This is a genomic window from Bacillus sp. EA-CB0995, from assembly GCF_055814245.1.
Window position 1 is genome coordinate 2740571 of sequence record NZ_CP169269.1, and the last position, 22673, is coordinate 2763243.

General features: G+C 36.6%; 23 protein-coding genes and 2 pseudogenes. 6 read left to right on the plus strand and 19 right to left on the minus strand.

What is annotated here, in order from left to right; all coding sequences use genetic code 11:
- Positions 1–70: 70 nt before the first annotated feature.
- The 12 genes and pseudogenes from ACEWFJ_RS14240 to ACEWFJ_RS14295 all read right to left on the minus strand — a co-directional run.
- A complete protein-coding gene (locus ACEWFJ_RS14240; RefSeq protein WP_473689012.1) occupies positions 71–2014 on the minus strand; it encodes an AMP-binding protein in 1944 nt (647 codons plus the stop codon).
- 144 nt (positions 2015–2158) lie between these two features.
- Positions 2159–3700 carry an acyl-CoA carboxylase subunit beta gene (locus tag ACEWFJ_RS14245; protein ID WP_473689013.1) on the minus strand — a complete coding sequence of 514 codons (1542 nt, stop codon included), beginning with the start codon at positions 3698–3700 and terminating at the stop codon, positions 2159–2161.
- 2 nt (positions 3701–3702) lie between these two features.
- Positions 3703–4491 carry an enoyl-CoA hydratase gene (locus ACEWFJ_RS14250; RefSeq protein WP_098307442.1) on the minus strand — a complete coding sequence of 263 codons (789 nt, stop codon included), beginning with the start codon at positions 4489–4491 and terminating at the stop codon, positions 3703–3705.
- Between the two features lie 4 nt (positions 4492–4495).
- A complete protein-coding gene (locus ACEWFJ_RS14255; RefSeq protein ID WP_473689014.1) occupies positions 4496–5407 on the minus strand; it encodes a hydroxymethylglutaryl-CoA lyase in 912 nt (303 codons plus the stop codon).
- Positions 5408–5428: 21 nt separating this feature from the next.
- Positions 5429–5644: an acetyl-CoA carboxylase biotin carboxyl carrier protein subunit gene (locus tag ACEWFJ_RS14260; RefSeq protein WP_098307438.1), complete on the minus strand. Its 216-nt coding sequence runs from the start codon at positions 5642–5644 to the stop codon at positions 5429–5431.
- Between the two features lie 27 nt (positions 5645–5671).
- On the minus strand, positions 5672–7009 hold the full coding sequence (locus tag ACEWFJ_RS14265) for an acetyl-CoA carboxylase biotin carboxylase subunit (RefSeq protein WP_098307436.1): 1338 nt from the start codon (positions 7007–7009) through the stop codon (positions 5672–5674).
- A gap of 14 nt (positions 7010–7023) precedes the next feature.
- A complete protein-coding gene (locus ACEWFJ_RS14270; protein ID WP_098307434.1) occupies positions 7024–8169 on the minus strand; it encodes an acyl-CoA dehydrogenase in 1146 nt (381 codons plus the stop codon).
- A gap of 212 nt (positions 8170–8381) precedes the next feature.
- Positions 8382–9350, minus strand: coding sequence for a YbgA family protein (locus ACEWFJ_RS14275; protein ID WP_473689015.1), 969 nt, complete (start codon positions 9348–9350; stop codon positions 8382–8384).
- Positions 9351–9354: 4 nt separating this feature from the next.
- Positions 9355–10008, minus strand: a complete 654-nt coding sequence (locus tag ACEWFJ_RS14280; protein ID WP_253629489.1) for a TetR/AcrR family transcriptional regulator — start codon at positions 10006–10008, stop codon at positions 9355–9357.
- A 21-nt stretch (positions 10009–10029) separates the two neighbouring features.
- On the minus strand, positions 10030–11049 hold the full coding sequence (locus ACEWFJ_RS14285; RefSeq protein ID WP_098307429.1) for an ABC transporter permease: 1020 nt from the start codon (positions 11047–11049) through the stop codon (positions 10030–10032).
- Positions 11046–11777, minus strand: a complete 732-nt coding sequence (locus tag ACEWFJ_RS14290; RefSeq protein WP_473689016.1) for an ABC transporter ATP-binding protein — start codon at positions 11775–11777, stop codon at positions 11046–11048. The genes ACEWFJ_RS14285 and ACEWFJ_RS14290 overlap by 4 nt, the downstream gene beginning before the upstream one ends.
- A 227-nt stretch (positions 11778–12004) precedes the next feature.
- Positions 12005–12166, minus strand: a pseudogene (locus tag ACEWFJ_RS14295) (oxidoreductase); the annotation flags it as partial.
- Between the two features lie 293 nt (positions 12167–12459).
- On the opposite strand from ACEWFJ_RS14295, the gene ACEWFJ_RS14300 reads away from it, so the two are divergent.
- Positions 12460–13104, plus strand: a complete 645-nt coding sequence (locus ACEWFJ_RS14300; protein ID WP_473692505.1) for a formylglycine-generating enzyme family protein — start codon at positions 12460–12462, stop codon at positions 13102–13104.
- 151 nt (positions 13105–13255) lie between these two features.
- On the opposite strand, the gene ACEWFJ_RS14305 is transcribed toward ACEWFJ_RS14300, so the two are convergent.
- Positions 13256–13390 carry a YuzL family protein gene (locus tag ACEWFJ_RS14305; protein WP_098307419.1) on the minus strand — a complete coding sequence of 45 codons (135 nt, stop codon included), beginning with the start codon at positions 13388–13390 and terminating at the stop codon, positions 13256–13258.
- Between the two features lie 190 nt (positions 13391–13580).
- Between ACEWFJ_RS14305 and ACEWFJ_RS14310 the strand changes: the two genes are divergently transcribed.
- Together ACEWFJ_RS14310 and ACEWFJ_RS14315 are read left to right on the plus strand one after the other, a co-directional pair.
- On the plus strand, positions 13581–14099 hold the full coding sequence (locus ACEWFJ_RS14310) for a DinB family protein (protein WP_473689017.1): 519 nt from the start codon (positions 13581–13583) through the stop codon (positions 14097–14099).
- 68 nt (positions 14100–14167) lie between these two features.
- Positions 14168–14332, plus strand: coding sequence for a hypothetical protein (locus tag ACEWFJ_RS14315; protein ID WP_473689018.1), 165 nt, complete (start codon positions 14168–14170; stop codon positions 14330–14332).
- A gap of 152 nt (positions 14333–14484) precedes the next feature.
- Here the strand turns inward: ACEWFJ_RS14315 and ACEWFJ_RS14320 are convergent, their stop codons facing one another.
- The 3 genes from ACEWFJ_RS14320 to ACEWFJ_RS14330 form a co-directional block, all read right to left on the minus strand.
- The gene (locus tag ACEWFJ_RS14320; protein ID WP_473689019.1) at positions 14485–14940 is read right to left on the minus strand and encodes a putative iron-sulfur cluster-binding metallochaperone; all 456 of its coding nucleotides are present in this window, start codon (positions 14938–14940) and stop codon (positions 14485–14487) included.
- A 76-nt stretch (positions 14941–15016) separates the two neighbouring features.
- Positions 15017–15724, minus strand: a complete 708-nt coding sequence (locus ACEWFJ_RS14325) for an SDR family oxidoreductase (protein ID WP_473689020.1) — start codon at positions 15722–15724, stop codon at positions 15017–15019.
- 195 nt (positions 15725–15919) lie between these two features.
- Positions 15920–17386: an aminoacyl-histidine dipeptidase gene (locus tag ACEWFJ_RS14330; protein WP_473689021.1), complete on the minus strand. Its 1467-nt coding sequence runs from the start codon at positions 17384–17386 to the stop codon at positions 15920–15922.
- A 195-nt stretch (positions 17387–17581) separates the two neighbouring features.
- On the opposite strand from ACEWFJ_RS14330, the pseudogene ACEWFJ_RS14335 reads away from it, so the two are divergent.
- Together ACEWFJ_RS14335 and ACEWFJ_RS14340 are read left to right on the plus strand one after the other, a co-directional pair.
- Positions 17582–18678 (plus strand): annotated as a pseudogene (locus ACEWFJ_RS14335) (type III polyketide synthase).
- On the plus strand, positions 18675–19220 hold the full coding sequence (locus ACEWFJ_RS14340; protein WP_473689022.1) for an isoprenylcysteine carboxyl methyltransferase family protein: 546 nt from the start codon (positions 18675–18677) through the stop codon (positions 19218–19220). The pseudogene ACEWFJ_RS14335 and the gene ACEWFJ_RS14340 overlap by 4 nt, the downstream one beginning before the upstream one ends.
- Before the next feature lie 82 nt (positions 19221–19302).
- On the opposite strand, the gene gpmA is transcribed toward ACEWFJ_RS14340, so the two are convergent.
- On the minus strand, positions 19303–20040 hold the full coding sequence (gene gpmA / locus ACEWFJ_RS14345) for a 2,3-diphosphoglycerate-dependent phosphoglycerate mutase (protein WP_098307404.1): 738 nt from the start codon (positions 20038–20040) through the stop codon (positions 19303–19305).
- Between the two features lie 719 nt (positions 20041–20759).
- On the opposite strand from gpmA, the gene ACEWFJ_RS14350 reads away from it, so the two are divergent.
- On the plus strand, positions 20760–20981 hold the full coding sequence (locus tag ACEWFJ_RS14350) for a DUF2834 domain-containing protein (protein ID WP_473692507.1): 222 nt from the start codon (positions 20760–20762) through the stop codon (positions 20979–20981).
- Positions 20982–21526: 545 nt separating this feature from the next.
- Here ACEWFJ_RS14350 and ACEWFJ_RS14355 read toward each other — a convergent pair.
- Together ACEWFJ_RS14355 and ACEWFJ_RS14360 are read right to left on the minus strand one after the other, a co-directional pair.
- On the minus strand, positions 21527–21691 hold the full coding sequence (locus tag ACEWFJ_RS14355) for a hypothetical protein (RefSeq protein ID WP_473689023.1): 165 nt from the start codon (positions 21689–21691) through the stop codon (positions 21527–21529).
- Between the two features lie 710 nt (positions 21692–22401).
- Positions 22402–22641, minus strand: coding sequence for an NUDIX domain-containing protein (locus ACEWFJ_RS14360; RefSeq protein ID WP_473689024.1), 240 nt, complete (start codon positions 22639–22641; stop codon positions 22402–22404).
- Between the last annotated feature and the right edge of the window lie 32 nt (positions 22642–22673).

Sequence of the window (22673 nt, forward strand, 5' to 3'; positions counted from 1 at the left end):
ATTTATATTAGTATTCATAAACACAAACTAAAAAGCAAACTCTCTGTATCAAAGAGTTTGCTTTTTAAAATTACATTTGTTTCTGAGACTGTAGTCCTTGAATATACGTCACAACCTCAGGATTCACAAGTGAAGATAAATCTCCAAGTTCTTTTCCTAAATACGCTGCTTTAATAACGCGGCGCATCACTTTAGAGTTACGTGTTTTCGGTAAATCTTCGACCACATGAATATCTTTCGGACACAATGCTTTCCCGATATGAGAGTTTACTAGACTCATTAATTCTTTTTTCAATTCTGGTGTAAACGAAGTGCCCTCGCGTAACACAACAAAACAATGACACACTTCACCTTTCACTTCATCAGGAACTCCAATTGCACCGGCTTCTACGACATCATGGTGTTTTATGAGAATAGATTCATACTCCGCAGGTCCGATACGTTTTCCAGCAATATTTAACGTATCGTCAGAACGACCTGTAATGATGTATTGTTCTCCATCATATAATACCCAGTCACCATGCACCCATTTGTTTTCAAAACGAGACCAGTATGTGCTTATATAACGATCATCTTCTTCCCAGAAACTTTTCGTCATACCAACCCAAGGCTTTTCTAAACATAATTCTCCTACCTCGTTTTGAACTGGTGAACCTTTTTCATCCAACACAACAGCGGCCATTCCTGGTAGTGAGGCATTAAAACTAATTGGTGCAATCGGTTTAATAAGGACGTTTCCAAAAATGCCACCAGAAATTTCAGTACCACCAGAATAGTTGCAAATTGGTACTTTCCCCTTGCAAACTGTTTCAAAGAGCCACATCCAAGGGTCTGGATTCCATGGTTCACCTGTTGAACCGATTGCTTCTAAACTTTGCAGTGAATGTTTGTTCACCCATGCGTCACCTTTTGCCATTAATGAACGAATTAATGTTGGTGAAATACCAAGATGCGTTACTTTATAACGATCAACCATTTCCCATAGACGATCTGGTTCTGGATAATCTGGCACACCTTCATACATAACCATTGTTGCTCCGTTAATAAGAGAACCAAATAGTAGAAACGGTCCCATCATCCAGCCCATATCAGTAATCCATAGCATACGGTCACCTTGTTTTACGTTCATACCAAAACTAGCATCAAATGCTGCTTTTAACGGGAATCCTGCATGCGTATGCACTGTTCCTTTCGGTTTACCTGTTGTACCAGATGTATAAATAAGCATAAGCGGATCGTCGCTTTTCATCTCTTCTGCATGCGTAAATGGCTTGTCTTTTTCAAGAACGCTCCATGAAATATCATAATCATGCTGTGTAAATTCGTTCCCAGCATGACGGACAACTACTACTTTTTCAACACTTGGGCAATGCTCACATGCTTTATCCACTTCATCTTTTAAAGAAACTGTTTTACCGCGGCGTGCAAATCCATCTGCCGTAATAATCATTTTGGATCCTGCTGCTTGCACACGCGTCATAACTGCATCTGAAGCAAATCCTGAGAAAATAGGAGAAATGATTGCACCAATTTTCATTACAGCTAACATTGCAACTACTGTCTCTGGTATCATCGGCATGTAAATTGTTACACGATCTCCTTTTTCAATCCCTAAATGCTTAAGACCATTTGCAACGCAGCTCACCCAATGATCTAACTCTTCATATGTAAACGACTTTGATGTTCCATTTTCCCCTTCCCAAATGAGAGCCTTTTGCGCTTTCGTATCATCTTCTGCAATCCAGCGAGACAGTGCAGATTCTACGACATTACAAGTTCCATCCACATACCACTGTGCAAACGGAATACCGTTTGCCAAATCTAACACTTCTGTATACGGACGCATCCATTGGTAGCCTACAGCTCGCTCTGCTTCTCCCCAAAACCATGCTGTATCTTCAATAGACTTATTATAAAATGTTTCATAATCATCATAGCCCAGTGATTGCATCCATTGATATAAGCGTGTTTTTGCTTTATATTCTTCTGTTGGAAACCAAACTGCTTGCTTCACTATTTTTCCCCCCTTATTTTTTGGAAAAGAAAGCCCTTCAAAAGGGCTATTTCTCTTGCTCGCATAGACAAACAAAGCGTTGCCTATTACGAACTTGATTCATTCTACTTACCAGCAAAGGCTTCCACTGATGGAAGTTTCACTTTATACTGGGTAAACTGGATGTTTTCGATCCGTAAATACTTGATATTTACTCATATACATTTCAAAACGTTGCTTCAATTCCGCGCGTAATTGATTCGGATGAACAATACCATCAATCACCATTTCTGATGCAAGACGATAAATATCAATATCTTGCTTGTACTCTTCACGTTTTTGAGCGATAAAGCTTGGACGCTCTTCTTCTGGAAGTGCTGCAATTTTATTTGCATACACTGCGTTTACCGCTGCTTCTGGACCCATTACTGCAATTGAAGCTGTCGGAAGTGCAAGGCAGCAATCAGGTTCAAATGCAGGGCCTGCCATCGCATATAAACCAGCACCGTATGCTTTTCGTACAACAATAGAAATTTTCGGTACAGTTGCTTCGCTCATCGCAGAAATCATTTTTGCACCGTGACGGATAATACCAGCACGCTCTACTTTTGTACCAATCATAAAGCCTGGTACATCAGCTAAGAATAAAAGTGGAATGTGGTACGCATCGCATAATGTAATAAATTTTGCTGCTTTATCAGCGGAATCGTGGAATAATACGCCGCCTTTCATACGAGGCTGGTTCGCAATAATTCCAACTGGCATACCGTTAATACGTGCAAATCCAGTAATAAGTTCTTGTGCAAATAATTTTTTCACTTCAAAGAAAGAGTCTTCATCAATAATACGTTTAATTAAATCAAGCATATTAAAAGGTGCATTTTGATTTTCCGGGATAATTTGTTCTAATGTTTTTTCAAATTCTTTCGGTTCTTGAGGTTCTGTCATTGGAGCTTTTTCTAAGTAGTTACTTGGAAAGTAAGAAATATATTGACGTGCATTTGAAATTGCATCTTCTTCTGTTTTGCACAGGACATCTCCGCAACCAGATACAGAGCAATGCATACGTGCTCCGCCCATTTCTTCTAATGTTACTTTTTCACCGATTACCATCTCAGCCATACGAGGTGAACCAAGATACATAGATGCATTTCCTTCAACCATCATAACAACGTCACAGAAAGCAGGAATATATGCACCGCCAGCAGCCGATGGACCAAATAGTAAACAAATTTGCGGTACTTTTCCGGATAATTTTACTTGGTTATAGAAAATGCGCCCTGCGCCGCGTCTTCCTGGGAACATTTCAACTTGGTCAGTAATACGTGCGCCAGCGGAGTCAACAAGATAAAAGAGCGGTACACGTAATTTTTCAGCTGTTTCTTGAATACGTAAAATCTTTTCTACTGTACGAGATCCCCATGATCCTGCTTTTACGGTAGAATCGTTTGCCATTACACAAACAGTGCGCCCATTTACTTTACCAGTTGCAGTAACAACTCCATCAGCAGGTAAGCCCTCTTGTTCGCAGTTTGCAAATAACGCATCTTCTACGTACTCACCGTTATCAAACAAAAGCGCCAAACGATCACGAACAAACAGTTTCCCTTTTGCTGTATTTTGCTCATGATATTTCGGTGCGCCGCCTTGCTTTATCGTTTCTACGCGTTCTTCTAATGTACGAGATTGTTGTTTTTGATCTAGCATGTTCATTCCCCCTTATAAATCGGCTTCCGTTTTTCACGAAATGCTTGTAATCCTTCTAAGCGATCTTGCGTATGAATCACTCCTTCATACGCTTGCTTTTCCATTTGTAAACCAGTCTTTAAATCTACTTGCATACCATTTGTAATCGCTTCTTTCGCAAGGCGAACAGCAATTGGACCATTCTCTGCAATTTGCTTTGCAATTTCAATTGCTTTTTCTTCTAGTTCATCAGCAGGAACAACATATTCTACAAGTCCATATTCCTTTGCTTCTTCAGCTGAAATACGTCTTGCTGTATAAATTAATTCTTTTGCACGTCCAATTCCAATTAAACGCGGAAGACGCTGCGTACCACCGGCTCCTGGAATAATCGCAAGCGAAGTTTCTGTTAGACCAAGACTTGCTGTGTCAGAAGCAATGCGAATATCACAAGCAAGACTTAATTCTGTACCGCCACCAAGCGCAATTCCATTTAGAACTGCAATAACAGGTTGTGATAATTGTTCTACCATATCCATTGTAGAGCGAATCATCCCAACTGCATGGCGCACTTGTTCTTCGTTCATATTCGCGCGTTCTTTTAAATCTGCACCTGCACAAAATGCTTTTGCACCTGCACCCGTAATCATTACGACACGGACATCATTTTTTTCGTTAATACGACTAAGTGTCTCTTGTAATTCTTCTAAAAGAGCAAGTGATAAAGCATTTGCTTGTCGTTCACGATTTAACATCACTTTCACAATATGAGGAGTTACGAATTCAACTGAAATATTTTGCAGCTGTAACATGGGATCACCTACTCACTGTTTTATGTTGCAAGGCACGGTATACATGGCTTGGAATCTGCATATCGAGCTTGCTTTGAATAAATTTCGTTGCCTGTAATAACTTTTCTTCATTTACATTTGTCTGCACGCCCATTTTATGAAGCATGTGAACTAAATCATTTGTTGCGACGTTTCCAGACGCACCTGGTGCATACGGGCATCCGCCAAGACCACCGCACGAACTATCAAATGTTGTAACACCGCATTCTAATGATTTCACAACATTGGCAAGTGCCATGCCGTACGTGTTATGAAAGTGCATCGCAAATTTAGAAGAATCATATTTTTTGAGTAAATGCTCTAGCACACGTTCTACTTGTGCTGGATTTGCTACCCCAATCGTATCTCCAAGCGATACTTCATAAATACCGTACGAAAACAATTTGTCACAAAGTTCATCAACGGCATGAATGCTTATTTCGCCCTCATACGGACAACCAAACACAGTAGATACGTAACCACGTACCGTTTTCCCAGCAAATAGCGATTGTTTCGTTATATCTTCAATAACAGAAAGTGCTTCATCAATTGATTTATTAATATTTTTCTTATTATGCGTTTCACTAGCAGATAAAAAGACGTTCACCTCATCTACATCTTGCAAAAGCGCCCGTTCCAAACCATTTTGATTTGGAACGAGAGCTGCATATGTAACATGTGGTTTCCGCTCAAGCATTGTAAACACATCTTGTGCATCTGCTAAAGCAGGAATCCATTTAGGGTGAACGAAAGATGAAACTTCAATATAAGAAAGACCTGCGTCTGCTAACATATGAATCCATTTCACTTTATCTTTTGAGCCAACAATTTTCTTTTCATTTTGCAAACCATCACGCGGTCCAACTTCTTTAATAGAAGCAAAAGAAGGTAGTTTCAATCGATTACACCCCGTTTCTAATTATTCAATTTCTACTAATACATCTCCCTCATTAACAAAATCGCCCTCTTGCACAAGGATCTTCATAACTGTGCCAGATTCTTCTACAGCGATCGGAATTTCCATTTTCATAGATTCTAAAATGACGACGTCTTGATCTTCCTCTACTGTATCTCCTACACCTACCACGATTTTCCAAACATTTCCTGCCATCGATGCATACACTTTTGTCATCATTATTTCCTCCTTTAAATTTCGTAGCCTTTATTTTTTCACAAGCTGTTTCGTGACAAAGCTTGTTGTGTAAATACCACTTTGGAATACTTCATCTTCTAACACTTGCAGAAGCATCGGCGTATTGGTTTTAATACCTTCCACTTGCAATTCTTCTAATGCCACTTGCAATTTTTGAATTGCATCTGCACGCGTTTCACCATGTGCAATGATTTTTGCAATCATTGGATCATAAAACGGTGTAATTGTTACACCATCTTCTAAGAAATGATCGACGCGAACTGATGTTGGAAGAGAAAGAGACTTGATCTTCCCTGGTGATGGGAAAAATGTTTTTGGATCTTCCGCATAAATACGAGCTTCAATGGCATGACCACTGCGTTTTACTTCGTCCTGCGTAAACGAAAGTGTTTCGCCTGATGCGATGCGCAGTTGTTGCTCTACTAAATCAAGACCTGTAATTTCTTCTGTTACCGGGTGCTCTACTTGTAATCTCGTATTCATTTCTAAGAAATAGAAGTTTTTCTCATCATCAACGAGAAATTCAATTGTCCCTGCATTCGCATAACCAAGTGCTTTCGCAGCTTTTACCGCAACTTCTCCCATCGCCTTGCGCGTTTCTTCATCTAAAAATGGAGATGGCGCTTCTTCAATTACTTTTTGATTGCGGCGCTGCACAGAGCATTCACGTTCCCACAAATACACTGTATTCCCCTGTTTATCAGCAAGCACTTGAATCTCAATATGATGCGCATTTGTAATCAATCGTTCCATATACATTTCTCCGTTTCCGAAGAAATTTTTTGCACGAGTTTGATTACTTTCAAACGCTTGAGTGAGCGCTTGTTCAGTTTCAATCACTTGCATACCAATGCCTCCGCCGCCAGCAGACGCTTTTAACATAAGTGGATAACCAATTTGACTTGCAATTTCTTTCGCTTCTTCAACTGTTGGAATGCTAGTTGAAATACCAGGTACAATTGGAACTTCAGCTTCTAGCATTGCTTTTCGGGACTCAATTTTACTTCCCATCTTCGCAATAACATCTTTAGAAGGACCAATGAAGACAATTCCTTCTTCTTCGCAGCGCGCTGCAAATGTTGGATTTTCTGATAACAATCCATAACCTGGGTGAATTGCCTCTACATTTGTTTCTTTTGCAATTTCAATAATTTTTTCAAGATTTAAATAACTCTCCTGAACACGCGGCCCACCAACAAGATATGCTTCATTTGCCATTTTCACATGAAGTGCAAACTCATCAGCTTCTGAATAAATCGCAACTGTACGAATCCCAAGTTTTTGACACGTCTTTATAATACGAACAGCAATTTCACCGCGGTTCGCAATTAATATTTTTCGAAACATAGTGAACCCTCCTATTAACGACATCCTAAATGTCTTGAAATAACGAGACGCTGAATTTCAGAAGTACCTTCACCAATTTCTAATAACTTTGCATCACGAATATGACGCTCTACTTCATACTCACGCATATAACCGTAACCACCATGAATTTGAACCGCTTGATTTGATACACGGCTTGCTGTTTCAGAGGCAAAAAGTTTTGCCATCGCAGCTTCTTTTCCAAATGGCTTATCATTGTCTTTTAACCAAGCAGCTTTATGTACCATATTGCGTGCTAATTCAATTTCTGTTGCCATATCTGCCAATTTAAATTGAATTGCTTGGAAGTTTGATAGAGAACGACCAAATTGTTTACGCTCCTTTGCGTATTGCAATGCACGCTCAAATGCAGATTGAGCAATCCCTACTGCTAATGAAGCAATGGAAATGCGACCACCATCTAACGTATATAAAAATTGTTTAAATCCTTTATTTACATCCCCAAGGATATTTTCCTTTGGTACACGAACGCCATCTAAAACAATCTCACATGTATTCGAAGCACGAACACCCATTTTGTCGTACGGACTAGAAATTGTTAATCCTTCGCTATTTGTCGGTACGATAAAAGCAGAAATTCGCTTCTTACCACTTTCCTCAACACCATTGATAGCGGTTACAATAATCGTATTCGCATACTCAGCATTTGTAATCCAGCACTTCTCGCCGCTAATTACATACTCATCGCCATCTAACACCGCTTTCGTTTGTGTTCCACCAGCATCAGATCCAGCATTTGGCTCTGTTAATCCAAATGCACCAAGTGTCTTACCAGATGCCATTGGAACTAAATATTTTTGTTTTTGTTCTTCTGTACCAAAATAATAGATAGGAGAAGCGCCCAGTGAGATTGTTGCAGCATAACTTAATCCTGTACCACCACAAGCGCGGCCAATTTCTTCAACTGCTAATGCATACGATAACGTATCGCCGCCAGAACCACCGTATTCTTCAGGGAATGGGATTCCTAACAAACCAAGTTCGCCCATCTTTTGAAACGTTTCATATGGGAATTCTGCCGTTTTGTCGTAATACACCGCTTTTGGAGCGATTTCCTTTTCAGCAAAGTCGCGCACCATTTCTTTGATCATTTGTTTTTCTCTAGTAAGAGTAAATTCCATTTGTCACACCCCTTATCGAATTCGTTATTTCGACAGCGTGCGCGTATATAGTACAAATCTTGCCTCAAAAAAAGAACGAACAGTAGTGAGATAATTGCTATAATTCTGTCATAATTCAATTGTAAAACAGATTCTGTACTAATGCACGAAAAATTCCTACATTGTTCTACAACAACATAGGAATTAAAAGGTCGAATTATGTAGTTTTTTGTTTAATAATCTCTTCCTTTTCCAGAATCTGTGATTTCTACTAAAACTTCTGGATACGGTTCAAAATATGTTTGTCTCAGTAAATATGTTTCCTCAAACCGAAGTGCCCACGATTTTAAAATAGTGAGAATACTGCTTAATGGTATTTTCTTTTCTGCATACTTACTAAGTAAAGAAAGAAAATGATCTTTCTCTTCTTTCTTCAATTTATTTTTAAAATAGCCAAAAATATGCTGACATACGTTTATATTTGATGTATACCGCGGTGTACGTTTTAACAACTCATACAATGTTTTTTCATAGTTTGCAAATACTTCATCAATCGGACATTTTTCCTGATTAGCAATGATACGCCCTAATTCTTTTTGCTTCGTCTGATTGTACGCCATAAATAAGTATTTATAATCAGATTGAAATTCAACTAAAGCCTTCATGTTTTTCTTTTTCTTTAACGTTTTAAAATGAGCAATCGTAAATAACTGCGTAAAGAAATGTTCACGTATGATAAAATTCGACAATCTTCCTTCTTCCTCAATTGCTAAATGCGAAAAGGTAGCTAATACTGCACTACCAAATAAACCCGCACCCTTTCCTTTTGTTGGTGCTTTTCCTACCCCAGCATATATTTTCACATCACGAGTTCCGCAACTTGGAGACCTATTTTTCAAAATAAAACCATCTATATCCGGTAGAGAAGATAAAAATACATCTGAAAACTGCTGCATTTTCTCCGTTAAATCATCTCCTGTTGATGGCTGCACTAATTTTTGTATCCCATCTTGTTCAACAATACGAATCGTTTCTCTTGGAATGCTAAGTCCAATCTCCACTTCTGGACAAACTGGAATGAATTCTACATACGGCTGTAAATTACGCACTGTTGCATCAGAAATCTTGTCACCATTATAACGGCATGCTTCAAATTCTAAACATTTACTTACGACAACTGTTGGTTTTACAAATTGCCTCATATTATTACCTCCGAGGTGTTAGCCCGTATAAAATGAATTGAACTGTAGACTCGATTTCAGCATCATCATCCCATTTTTCTTCTGGTAGTAATAAAAAACGAGTTAAAATTAAACCAATAACAGGTGATAATGTAAACCGTAATACCGCCGGCTTGGGAAGTTCAATAATTTGTCCCTGCTTCTGAAAATGATCAACGATTTTTTCAAAGCGAGAGTAAATTTCTTTTGCTAGTAATTGTTGAATTTCATCTTTTAATTCAGGATGAAATGGTACTTCCTGAATTAAAATTTTCAGCATCGGAAAGTGTTTTCTTGCAAATTCAAAGCGATTCCGAATGACAGCACGTAAAAAATTTTCATATGAATCATACGTATTTTCAAATATTTCTTTTGCAAAAGTTTGCACAAAAAACGGTGCGGCAAATTTCGTTAAAGTTGGCATCACAACGGCAAACAACAAATCTTTTTTCGTTTTATAGTAGCGGAAGATCGTTCCTTCCGCTACACCCGCACGCTTAGCAATTTCACTCGTTGACGTTGCCGAATACCCTTTTTCACTAAACATGTCCACTGCTGCTTCTAAAATGCGCATTTGCCTTTCATTGCGCTTATCCGTCCCTGTGGCAGCAATTAATTCTTCTAACCAATCCTCTTTCATTATAAACTCCTTTTATTTCCATTATATTCTTCTATGCTTCTTCAAAGCAAATACGTTACCTACTGCAAACACAATCGCAAATAATAATAAAACTCCAAGATCAACGGCAATTTCACTAAATCCTTGATTTCGAATCATAACTTGCCGCATCGCATCTGCACCGTATGTTAAAGGAAATAACTTTCCTAATAGTTGTAACCACTTATTCATAGACTCAATCGGAAATAAACCCGAAAAGAAAATTTGCGGTACGATGACCAATGGAATAAATTGAATCATTTGAAATTCATTGTTTGCATACGCTGATAAAAATGTTCCAAGTGTTAGTGCTGTTAATGACAGCATACATGTAATAAGTAACGTGAGCCAAGGTGAACCTGCAACATATAAATCAAGAACATACACAGAAAAACTAACAATCAGTACAGATTGTAAAAATGCAAAGATACCGAATCCAATAATATAACCTGCAACAATCTCCCAACGCCGAATTGGGGTCGATAATAATCGTTCCAAAGTACCGCTTAAACGCTCTCGAACAAATGAAACTCCTGATAAAATAAAGACAAAGAAGAATGTAAAGAAGCCAATTAATACCGGACCTAATCCATCAAACATAGTAAAATCAGCTGATCCATGTAAATAAGAAACATCAGGCTTCATAGTCGTCGGTTCTTTTTTCTCCATACTCTTTTGCAAAACTTGCATGACAGCACGATTTTTCGATGAATCGCTACCTTCTAACGTTATTTTCATCTTTCCATGATCTACAGTAACTATCGCATCAATTGCTTGATTTTCTAATTCACTACGTGCTTTCTCCTTATCATACTCATAAAAAGAAGCATCTTGCTTTTTCATTGATTCTACAATTGGTGCTGGTACATCAACTAAAGCAATATGAGGCTTGTAATCTTTTTGTGTGAATACAAGTGAAAGAAGCCAAAGAAGTAACATCGGTGCTCCGAACATAAGCGCAAGCGACCTTTTATCTCGGAAAAACTGACGAATAATACGGATAACAACTCCAAACACTCTCATCGCTCCACCACTCCTTCCAGTAAAAAGACATCCTCAATACGTCCCGATGTTGTTCGCTCTTTTAATTCAACTGGAGAACCCGTTGCGATTAACTTCCCTTCACGAATTAAACCAAGACGTTCACAAAACTCTGCTTCATCCATAATGTGCGTTGTCACAATAATTGTTGTACCTTGTTTTTTTAGCTCATAAAACTTATCCCAAATCGATTTTCGAAGAACAGGATCAATCCCAACAGTCGGTTCATCTAAAATAAGAAGCTTAGGTTCATGCAACAGTGACATGGCAAGTGATAAACGCTTTTTCATTCCACCTGAAAAATGCTGTACTTGCTTTTTGGCATCCTGAGATAACTGGACAAGCTCAAAAACCTCAGAAATGCGCTCCTTCTTTTGCTTTCCTTTTAATCCGTACATTGTAGCAATAAAATCAGCATTTTCATAAGCAGATAGTTCATCATACAATGCATCAGCTTGAGCCATATAGCCAATTTGTTTCATTCCATTCAAATTCGGCATAACTGTTTGCAGTGCTGTTACTTCCCCGGATGTTGCTTCACTAATACCAGCAATCATTTTAATAAGTGTTGTCTTCCCCGAACCAGACGGACCAACTAAACCAAAAATTTCAGCTTCTCCGACTGAAAATGAAATATCTTGAATCACTTGCTTCTTTCCAAAGTACTTTGAAACACCTTTAAGCAATACTGCCTCATTTGTTGGAGACATAAACTTTCCTCCTCTTTATATTTATGAGTGAGTACTCACTTTCATTTTAAACTGATACTAATATATGTCAAATGTTTCTTTTAGTTGTTGATTTAATATGTGTTTTCCTCCTAATTACTCATTATTGACATGTTAAGAAGCATTTAAAGACATAAAAAAACACACTATCTTTTCCAGTAGTTTCACAAAAAGAATAGCGTGTTTCTTTTTAGGATATCGTTTTTTTATTAATTCATACGAGCTTTTCTACTTACTGTGCATACAAATCTCATCAATTTTCTATGAACTGATGGAAACAACATAAAAATAATATCCATTGTTCTTCGCATTGGCATTGGACAAATGATTGGTTTATTTTTATGAATGCCAGTCAATGTAATTTTTGCGAGTTGCTGCGGGGTCATCATTTTTTGACTTTAGATAATGTTGAGTTATATCAACAGGAAATGAATTACACTATTCCTTCTTCAACTAAGGGATGGGCTCTAAGGCACCATAGTTGATCGCCCTTCCTCCCCCAGCCATAAAAACAGTATGAATGGATAACAGGCAGTTATCTGCAAAAAACAACGTAATTTTTATATTGATTTAATGGTTCTGCACGAGGTAAAATTTGTAAAATCAATATCATTAGGAGGAAGGTAGAGTGGCAAATGAAATAAAGAATTACCTTAACTATCCAATGGTAAAAATTCCAGGGGGAGAAATAGAATTAAGAGACGATAGAATAAAAAGCAAATGGAAAGTTGAAATAAGACCTTTTCTTCTTGCCCGATATCCTGTAACTATGGATCTTTATTATGCTATTACAAATAACTCACCTAATTCTTTTGACGGAGATCTAAAACCGGTTGTGAATATTTCTTGGAATGATGCAATTTCTTTTTGTAATCTACTTTCACAAAAAGCTGGACTGAAAGAGTGTTATTCTATAAGTAATGATGGTGAAAACATTATTTATGATTGGGAATCAGACGGCTATCGACTTCCTTCAGAAGCAGAGTGGCAATATGCATGTAAAGCAGGGACTACTGGTTATAGATACGGAGAGCTTGATAAGATCGCCTGGTATGATGAAAATTCAGGAGGCAAAATCCATGAAGTCGGAAAAAAGGAACCGAATGCATGGGGTCTGTATGATATGTTAGGTAATGTTTGGGAGTGGTGCTGGGATTTATATGATGAACGAGTGTACGGCTCCTACCGAATTTTCCGAGGAGGTAGCTGGGCTGAAGAGTCCAGGGGTTGTGGGGCTTCGTGTCGTCGTCGTAGCCATCCGTCATTTTGCATAGACGACCTTGGATTTCGTCTTGCCCGGTCTTTTTAATTTCTACAAACAAGTCAACTTTCGAGATTTTACAGCTCAAATAACGGAGTGCTAATTTTAACATCTAAAAAAGCCATTGGAATTAGTAAACATAATTCCAATGGCTTTTTTACTTTACTACGTTACACAGTAAACTCATGAAAAATTATGATTAACTACGTTTTTGTCTCTTATTTGATGAAGGTACTTTCATGGAACCTGTTTCTTGCGTAGTAGTTCCTTGACCTTCGACTTGTGAAGAACCAAGTCCTGCTCTGGAAGGATCCTGTTTCGTTTTTCGACCCACTTTGCTCACCTCCAACGTTACTTTTTGCTTAGAAGTTAGAAACTATGCAGGACAAAGTAAAAAACTCCCTTCCCTTTTAATTAACTGCTTTTTCATAGTTTCAAACAGGAAAGTCATAAATGCTGGTTGTATATATAAAGTAATTAATCCCTTTAAAATTTGAAATTAACTGAAACTGGAGGAATTTTTAATGAAACATCCACCATTACAAACGTATGATTATCACGTATGGGCAAACGAAAGGCTATTTGAACACTTAAAAACATTACCAACAGACGTTTGGTCTACAGAAGTACAAAGTGTATTTCCCTCTATTTCACAAACATTTGTACATATGTATATCACTGATACAATCTGGCTAGGTACTTTATTAGGCAAACCTTTTGATGAAGTAAAGGCATCAGCAATACATCTTTCAGAAAAAATAAAAGGAACTAGTATGGAAGAAATGGAGCAGTTATTTTTGAATTCCTCTGAAGACTATAAAGCATTCTTTGCTCGTCAAGAAAACTTAGATAAAACCGTTTCTCCTAAACACCCTCAGTTTGGGCAACTGGAAACGAATGTTTTTGAATTGATACAGCATGTTGTGAATCACGGAACATATCATCGTGGAAATATAACAGCTATGTTAAGGCAGTTAGGTTATACAGGAACTCCGACTGATTATATTTTTTATTTGTACGCAATGAGTGGATCAAAGAAATAATGTTCAATGTCTAAAATATAAAAAAAGATACTCCCTTAAAGATTTATATAATGCAAGGAGGGATAAAAATGGACTCTAAACAGAAAGACTATAATGTTGAATATCAATGTCCTAAAGGAGTTGTGTATTACAGAAAAGTACAAGCGAGTGATATAGAAGAAGCAAAACAACAAATATTAGCTCAACAACCCGACATAAAAATTAGGGCTGTTAACCTTATTGATTCTGATTGAACTCCCCCCACCTACCGCTTCACACTTGAGGTAGGGGTCTTCTCGCTAGATATGATAAACAAAAATAGCTAGAGTTGAGGTAGATAACTACTACAAGATCTAGCTATTTTTTGCTTCGTTCACATAATTGATGTTAACGGAAGTTAATAATATTATTTTTCAACTTGCTTTATAAACGCAGATACGTTTCCTAAACAACAAGAACCTTGAGGATTATTTACCTCGCATCCACAACGGTTTGCTTTAATATGCATTGATATCTCTTGTACCGCTTGGCTCTTTCCGGTTTGTTTTATTTCTTCACGAATACGTGCTCGTGTCCAATTAAAACAGTAGCAAGCAGGAACATCATCTTCTATATCTTTTTGAAGAACAGGAACTTTAAGATCGTTTTTAATAAATACTTGCTGTTCTTCATTAAAGTACACTACATTACATTCTTGCTCTGAACAAAAATAGTATGTTTTATCTGACTCCAATCGAGCCAAGGCATTAGCATTCAGCAAGCTTTTTAACGTAATCAATTTAACTTGTTTTCCTTTCGTTTTGGATAAAGGACAAACAACATCGTTAGTTGCATTTTTCGAAGCACCGCAGCAGTCTCCCATTTTACATGGAACCTCCTTTTACAAAAATTTTACTACCAAACCAAAGTGTATATTCGTATCTATCAGGTATGATACTTTAGGAAACCTTTGGACAAGTAAGTGATTTTCCATTGTCTTTGGATGTGATACTAAGCATGTATGGTACAGCGACATGTGACCAAGCTTCAGGTGTTGGGGAATTTGATATATATTCTGGCGCACACGAATGCAGCATCGGAGTATCGATGCTACCACCTGGATCCATTGAAACTACTGCCATTTCTTTTGGTAATTCTAATGCCATTGATTGAGTCAAACCCTCTATAGCAAACTTGGAAGCACAGTACGGTGCAAGTTTAGCTTCGCCAGATCTTCCCCAACTAGAGCTAATGTTGATAATGACACCTCGTTTATTATGAATCATAGCTGGAACAAATGACCGTATCACATTGACTACACCATTCACATTGATATTCATAACATTTGCAAATTCTTCCGAAGAAATAGTCCAAAGCGGTGAGTTTTTATTAACAATGGAAGCATTATTGATAAGTAAATCTGGTGCACCATATCGTTGAAGAATATATTCTCCCCAAGCTCTAACAGCCTTATCGTCCGAAACATCAACAGATTGAAAGTCATGTTTGTCATCAAATTGAATCCTAATTTGTTTAATCTTACTCTTAGAGCGGCCGCATCCAACTATCAACCAACCTAGTTCAGAAAACCGGTCAATCAATGCCCGCCCTAAACCTTGCGTTACTCCAGTGATTACCACAAGCTTTTTATTATTTTCTCTACTCAATTAGTTTTTCTCCCCTTCTAACATTTTGATTCTTAAATTCATTTTACATTTTTTCAATTATAGATACTTGCTACATATTGACTAAATTTTCACCAACTTTAGTAGTAATTTAAATATTGTCGTCAACTGACTTAATAAACTAAACAAAAAGAGATGCTCTAAAAATATAAGCATCTCTTTTCATCTCAAACATATTTAAACCAAAGACTTCGTCTCCCGCAATACTTCAATAAAATACTCCCAGTTATTCAAAACAGAAGGAATACTTACATGCTCATCTGGTGTATGCACATGAAACATATCTGGTCCAAGTGAAATTGCATCTAGTCCTGGGATTTTTTCAATAAATACGCCGCACTCGATTCCCGCATGAACCGCAAAAATCTCTGCATCTGTGTCATACTTTTCTTTATGCACTTTTTCAAATAAGCTGCGAATTGAGGAATTTGGATTATATGGCCACTCTGGGTACTCAGATTCTTTTTCAAACTGAGCTCCTACTAATTCTGCAATATGCTTAATTTCATTTACAATATGTTGTTTTAAGCTTTTTACAGAACTTCTTACTTCGTTTCTTAATTTAATTTCATTATGTAACGTTTCAACAACACCTAAGTTTGTAGAACTTTCCACTAGTCCTTTTATATCCATACTCATACTTTGAATACCATTAGGGATTAAAAATAATGAGGAAATAAGCTGTTTTTGCGTTTTTTGTGCGAATACCTTCTCAACTGTTTCTTCTAACTTCGTAAGTGAAACATACACATCTGGGTCTACAGCACGTAGTTCTTCTTGTAAAATGCTTGTCCACTGCTCTACTTTCTCTTCTACTTTTTGAACATTACTTTCAGAAAATAAAATCGTTGCTGCACTTTCACGCGGGATTGCATTTGTTTTTAATCCACCATGGACGTCACTCATCGAAAATGCAAATTCATTCGATAAATCGTATAGAACTCTACCTAAAATTTTATTGGCATTTCCTCTTTCTTTATCAATTTCCATGCCAGAATGTCCACCTTTTAATCCACCAACAAAAAGGCGATAAGGTAACGCATGAGCTGGAGTTTCTTCCCAAACAACGGGAATTGTTTCAACTGCTTTTGCACCGCCTGCACTGCTTACTAACAATTTATGATCTTCTTCTGAATCAAGGTTAATAAAGATTTTACCGCTAAAATGGCTAGGGTCAACTGTAAAAGCGCCACCCATCGTTGTTTCTTCTTCTGTCGTAATGACTACTTCAAGAGCAGGATGCGGAATATCTGTTGCATCTAATAAAGCTAAAGCATATGCAACAGCAATCCCATTATCTGCCCCTAACGTTGTATGATTCGCATACAGCATATCCTCGACAATTCGTAATTGAATTGGATCTTTCTCAAAATCATGAACAGTCGATTGATTCTTCTCACATACCATATCCATGTGACCTTGAATAATAATTGTTGGCACATTCTCATATCCATGTGTTGCCGGTTTTTTCATAATGACATTTAACGCATTGTCCTGTACAACTTCTAAATTTCTATCTTGTGCAAACTTTACTAAATAATCACTAATCTCTTTCTCGTTACCAGACCCTCTTGGAATCTTTGAAATTTCTGCAAAATGATGGAATACAGGGTGCTTAATTAATTCCTCTAGATTGGTATACATATACCTCGCCTCTTTCTACTCATGGTAAAATGAAATTCTTATTTTGCCTGCTTCTTCTTACTTTGAAACAATAAACAGTTCTATATAAGTATTGTACCACTTTCAATTGATATATCATCTATTTTCATTTCTTGAATACTTCCACATAAAAATGTGCACTGTATAATCTATATGATTAAAAATGGAGTAGATGCTATGCCTAAAATTATATCAGTTGGAATTTGTCCACCTCCTCACATAATCGATCAAAGAACAGTCGTCCACTTTGCAAAAGATTTATTTGGAGATGCTTTTAAAGATATAAAACGTTTACTACAAGTATTTGAAAACGGACAAATAGAAAAACGCCATATCGCAAAAGAGCTATCTTGGTTTGAAAATGATCATACATTTGAGGAAAAAAATAATGCGTATATAGAGTGCTCCATTAAACTCGGTGCTCAAGCAATCGAAAACTGCGTAACCAATAAAACGTTTTTGAAGCAAAATATGAAACTAGAAGAGATTGAAGCATTGTTTTATATTTCTTCTACAGGACTCGCAACCCCAACTATCGATGCGAGAATTATGAATGTCTTACCTTTTTCTTCACATACGAAACGGATTCCGCTTTGGGGACTTGGGTGTGCAGGCGGAGCAGCAGGATTAGCAAGAGCTTTTGAATATTGCAAAGCTTTTCCAACAGCAAAAGTCCTTGTTCTTGCTGTTGAATTATGCAGTCTCACATTTCAGCGCAATGATTTGTCCAAAAGCAACTTAATTGGAACATCTCTTTTTGCTGACGGTGCAGCATGTGCTTTAATAGCAGGTGATGAAGTGGATATTTCAGCTATGTCTTCTCTTTCTATTCTTCCTTCTTATATTGATTCACAATCTACTCTTATGAAAGATAGTGAAGAAGTAATGGGATGGGACGTAAGAAATGAAGGATTGTACGTTATCTTTTCCAAAGATATCCCAAGTATTATTAGTACATGGTTTCATCCGAACGTAAAAGAATTTTTAATGAAAAATCATACTCAGCTTAGTGATCTTTCTCATTTCATTGTACATCCTGGCGGAAAAAAGTACTAGAAGCTTATGAATATGCGCTAGGAATAGACGCACGGAAAATGCAGATTTCTTTTGATATACTACGTGAATATGGAAATATGTCGTCTGCTACTGTATTGTATGTGTTACAAAAGTATGTACAGACTGTCAACAAAAGCGGTGAACTCGGATTAATTGGAGCACTTGGACCAGGTTTTAGTTCAGAGTTAGTCCTTCTACGCTGGGAGGATATTCAATGATTTTTTTTATTGTTTTCATTCTTATTGTAATGCAACGCCTCATAGAGTTAGCAGTTGCAAAACGAAATGAGAGATATATGAAACAAAAAGGCGCACTAGAATTCGGAAAAGCACATTATAAATACATTGTATTACTTCATGCTTCCTTTCTCATTTCAATTTTTTTAGAGGTTACAATCTTTCATCGTCAACTTTCACCTATTTGGTACATACTTCTTACTTTTTTATTTTTGACTCAACTCCTTCGTGTTTGGACGATCACTTCTCTCGGCTCGTATTGGAACACCAAAATTATTGTTTTGCCAAACGCTTCTGTAACAACAAAAGGTCCTTATAAATTTATCCGGCACCCCAACTACATGATTGTAATCTTGGAAATTTTACTCATTCCACTTTTATTTCAAGCATATATCACTGCTGTTGTTTTTAGTTTCCTCAACTTAGCTGTTCTATCAATCCGAATTCGTGAAGAAGAGAAAGCACTAATAGAAATAACAAATTACAAAGAAGCGTTTCAGCATATTTCACGACTTCGCCCATAATGAAAGAGGATGTGTCTACACACCCTCTTTCATTTTTTTCCTTGCGTATATATAAATTACCAACTTCTATTACATGTCCATATTAGAGTGATATATGCTTCGGAATTTCTCCTTCTGGCACTTCTCCATCCATGCTCAAATAATAATGTCGAATCGGTTGTAAATTATCATCTAATTCATACACAAGCGGAATGCTTGTAGGGATATTTAACGTTACAACTCCATCATCAGATAAGTGATCTAAATATTTTACAAGTGAACGAATTGTATTACCGTGCGAGGAAATAATTACTTTCTCACCACTTTTTAATACTGGCGCAATTTCTTCATACCAATACTTAAGCACTCGTTTTTCTGTATCTTCTAGACACTCTGTAAGAGGAAATTCTCCTTCTTTGAGATATTTATATCTGGGATCTGAAACTTCATAACGCGGATCATTTTCCGTAAGTGCTGGCGGTCTTACATTTGTACTTCTGCGCCATATATTTACTTGTTCTTCCCCATATTTTTTAGTCGTTTCATCCTTATTTAAACCTTGCAGTGCACCGTAATGCCTTTCATTTAAATGCCATGTTTTATAAATAGGTACCCAAGCGAGATCCATCTCATGAAGAATAATCCATAACGTTCTAATTGCTCGTTTTAACACGGAAGTGTATGCCACATCAAACGTATAATCATTCGCCTTTAAAATTTGTGCTGCTTCTCTTGCTTCCTGTAATCCTTTTGCAGACATATCAACGTCCATCCATCCAGTAAACCTATTTTCCAAATTCCATACACTTTGACCGTGACGAAGAAGTACAAGCTTAATCATGACGATTTTCCTCCTAACAATAACAATTTTTAAACTTACAATTGTAATCATGCTGCTTCTTTTCATTACTCCTATAAGGCACTACTCCCACACCGTTATTTTTATTGTTTTACATAAAAGCAATGTAAGTGCTATCTTAGTTTCAATTTAGATAATTCGGTGTCAGAAAGATTGCGATGTTTGTAATTCATTAGTTGAACCTCACCTGTTAGTATGTCCTGAACTTTTTATGCACATAAAAAAACATGAGTCCTTTATTCAATTTTGTTAAAAATACCGAAAGGTGTTATTGAGCTTTTAGATTACTGACTTCCGATAGAATGTTCCACATTATATGACGTAATAGAAAATGATAGATAAAAGCAGACATAATCGGCTTTATCTATCATTTTTTATTACTACATATAACCTCATTTACTACTACAACAATAGGAGAGTAGGTATTGATTTAAAATAAAGTTTGATTAAAATCCCTGTATGATATGCAGGATTTTTTTGTTCCGCAATCGGGCCAGATTGTTTAGTAAAGGAATCTTCAATAATATATATATTTTGAACGATCTTAGAATTAGTTATGGTAATCTAATAGTAACTTTGTTAAAAAGGGGAAATTATCCAGTGAAAAAATTATATTTAATTTTAGGGCTAATTGGTACTGTTTTTCCGTATTATTTTTTATTCAGTTCCTCAGGGATAATGGACTTGATTTAGGTTTATTAATAGAATTATTATTTACTAACACGATATCGGCCTTTTTTGCAGTTGATTTTTTAATCTCATGTGTTGTTTTCTTGGTATTTATGTTTAATGAATCACGAAAGTATAACATTAAACATAAATGGATTTGTCTTTTATCTCTGTTTACAGTTGGGTTATCTTTAGCTCTACCTTTATTTTTGTTTTTTAGACATTCTTATATTAATAGTAAAGATGAAGTATAAATTAGAAAATAAGCATGTTCCAGCTAAAATAAGTAAAATGCTTATTCAAGTATCGGGCGCGATTGTGAAACAACATAGGTAGAAAGGATCAAACTTTTTTATAAAAACCAAACCTAAATCTGCTAGAGAAGAATCCATTTTGATCAATCTTTTTTCAAAATGGATTCTTTTTATTTATCGTAAAACTTGGGATTGCGAGGTATTTTTGATCAAATTTTATTTCAAAGCTACAAATTGAATAAGCAAAAAATCCCGCTTTCAAGCGAATCTTTGTGTCAATTGATGGTCTATTATGTTGTGATTTGTGTTGTCAAAAGTTGTGTAATTTCTAATTTTGTACTCCAAAGAGAACCCGTTGTGTAAAACATCGGCTTTTTATTTGACTAAAAATCAGCAATGAAATTTAACAGAGCCGAAAACCAAAAGAGCCACTTTCTATTAGAGAGTGGCTTTGTATGAGTACGATTACTACATGTTACAGGGCTAGTATGTAAGTAATTACTTAAATGCATATTGCCTTATTTACTGGAAGAAGAACCCCTGTTCTACTCTTTTCTAATCAGTCTCGTTAAAGCCATCCCAAGAAATCCAACACCCATTCCTATCAGCCATCCAATTTGGGAACTTCCTAACAAAGATCCCACTCCTCCACCAAGAAACATGCAGCCAACGAATACTAATGCTCCAACGCCCCATTTCTGCCGACCCATAATTCAATCACACCCTTTCAATAAAACATATGCTATTAGCTAACTAACCTTTCCTGAATATGATATGTTAATTATTTTGCTAGAGGTAGTATAGTTGTTTGGCTTAGGATCAGCAATGGTCAGGGAATTCAAAAGATGGAGATTGACGGCTTTGAAGGGATTGTAGGAGGTGAATTTAACTTTTAAGTATCATAACTTAAGAGTTGTGGAACAAATTCTTCTTCAACTAACCAGCTAATAGAAGCTTGGTGATTTTCCACAATCGGGCGCTATTGTGGAAGATTAAAGATAGAAAACGATCAAACTTTTTTATAAAAACGAAACTTAAATCTGCTAGAAAAGAATCCATTTTAATCAATCTTTTTTTAATGGATTCTTTTTATTTATCGTAATGTATGGGTTTATAAGGTGTTTTTTCTCACACTTTATTTCAAATCAACAGTAGGTCATCTTTAACAAAAGCACTCATTTGTTAAAGAAAGACTTGCTAAAAGATTAATTTAAAATAACTAAGAGTTGGTACTATGCAATTAGAATTATACATGCTTTCAAGCTCTGATTTTGTTACCCATTTAATATCGCTCACTTCATCTTTTTGAAGTATGGTTTCTGTAATTTCAAAGCTTTGGTTAAAAAGCCATACATCATAAAAGTCATTGTAAACATCCCTACGTTCGCTCTTTATCAGTTTTCCATTAGAACGAGACAAGTTAATTCCGATTAGCACCATCGAGACTATTTTCGCCTGCTAATATAGAGCCACCTGAACATTCCCATAGATTAGGATGAGGTTTATCAGGATGTCTTTTCGTTAGAAGAATTTCATCTTTTTTATTCCTTATCCAGACATGGACAACTATATGATAATCACCAACCGCTAACGGAGTACCACGTATATGAGTTTTATTTGTTTTATTTCTATTTTTATCGTAAATATCCCAAACCTCCATGAAAACTCCCGCCACTTATCTCCTTCGGATCT